This is a genomic window from Pontibacter virosus, assembly GCF_003096355.1.
In the GTDB taxonomy this organism is placed as follows: domain Bacteria; phylum Bacteroidota; class Bacteroidia; order Cytophagales; family Hymenobacteraceae; genus Pontibacter; species Pontibacter virosus.
Window position 1 is genome coordinate 1 of record NZ_QEKI01000040.1, and the last position, 1,387, is coordinate 1,387.

Below are 1,387 nucleotides of genomic sequence, written 5' to 3' on the forward strand. Positions count from 1 at the left end.
GAGGCTGTAAAATAAACTGTGTCAAAGGATTAGCAGTATTACCTTTAACACAGTCACCATGGAAGAGAAAAACGAGCTGGATCTGGAAAAGATCAAGCGCCAGTTCCTGGAAGAGTTCCGGAGCGGCAAACCCACCTTTGGCAAAGACGGCGCGCTTGGCCCCCTGCTGAAACACTTCTTGGAAGCGGCCCTAGACGCCGAAATGGATCTCCATCTGGATGCTGAACAGCGGGCCAAAGGCAACCGGCGCAACGGCAAAGTCTCCAAGCAGGTGCGCACCTCGGACGGCGTGATCGAAGTGGAATCATCCCGCGACCGCTCGGCAAGCTTTGAGCCGCAGATCATCCGAAAGCGGGAGACGGTGCTGGCCGAGAACCTGGAGCCCCGCATCCTGAGCATGTACGGCCTGGGCATGAGCCTGCGGGACATCTCCTCGCACCTGAAGGAGCTCTACGACATGGACATCTCCCACGACACCCTGGCGGCTCTCACAGAGAAGATCGTCCCTCAGGTGAAGGAATGGCAGGCCCGGCCGCTGGACCCGCTCTACTGCATCGTCTGGCTGGATGCCATGCACTACAAGGTCAGGCAGGAAGGGCGCACGGTCTCTAAAGCTGTCTACAACATTTTAGGCATTGACCGCCACGGCCACAAAGAACTGCTGGGCGTGTATGTCTCCGAAAGCGAGGGAGCCACTTTCTGGCTCTCCGTGCTCACCGACCTGCAGCAGCGGGGCCTTGCCGACATGCTCATCGCCTGTATCGATAACCTCAGGGGCTTTGCCGAGGCCATCGCCAGCGTCTTTCCACAAACTGAGGTGCAGAGCTGCATCGTGCATCAGATACGAAACAGCATCAAATACGTGGCCTCCAAGGACCAGAAGGAGTTCATGCGGGACCTCAAACCCGTGTACCGAGCAGAGTCAAAAGAGCTGGCTGAGCTCAGGCTGCTGGAGCTGGAGGAGAGGTGGGGCAAAAAGTACCCCAAGGTGCTCGAGAGCTGGCAGCGGAACTGGGAGAAGCTGAGCACGTACTTTAAGTACACCGAGCCGATTCGCCACCTGATCTACACCACCAACACGATTGAGGGCTTTCACCGCCAGGTGCGGAAAGTGACCAAGACCAAGGGGGCTTTCCCCTCGGATATGGCCCTGTTGAAGCTGATCTACTTATCGCACCAGAACATCAGCAAAAAATGGGTGATGCCGCTCTCGAATTGGAGCCAGACGGCCCAGCAGCTATCGATCTGGTTTGGCGATAGGATGCAGCTGGACTTGAGGTGAGGCGCACTTCAAAAGTTTGGCCCTTTTGCCGTAAGGACTCAGCCAGAACAGCAAAAGGGCCAGTAAATGGAAACGAGGAAATGACACAGTTTAAATTACACTCCC

Annotated in this window: 1 protein-coding gene; it reads left to right on the plus strand. The window is 56.4% G+C overall.

Translation table 11 applies throughout. The features are described from left to right. Positions 1–58 precede the first annotated feature (58 nt). Positions 59–1,282: an IS256 family transposase gene (locus C8E01_RS21405; RefSeq protein ID WP_116545495.1), complete on the plus strand. Its 1,224-nt coding sequence runs from the start codon at positions 59–61 to the stop codon at positions 1,280–1,282. Positions 1,283–1,387: the final 105 nt, after the last annotated feature.

What these genes read in the sequence shown, in the direction of transcription:
- C8E01_RS21405 (WP_116545495.1), top strand. Translation starts at nt 59, where the DNA reads ATGGAAGAGAAAAACGAGCTGGATCTGGAAAAGATCAAGCGCCAGTTC.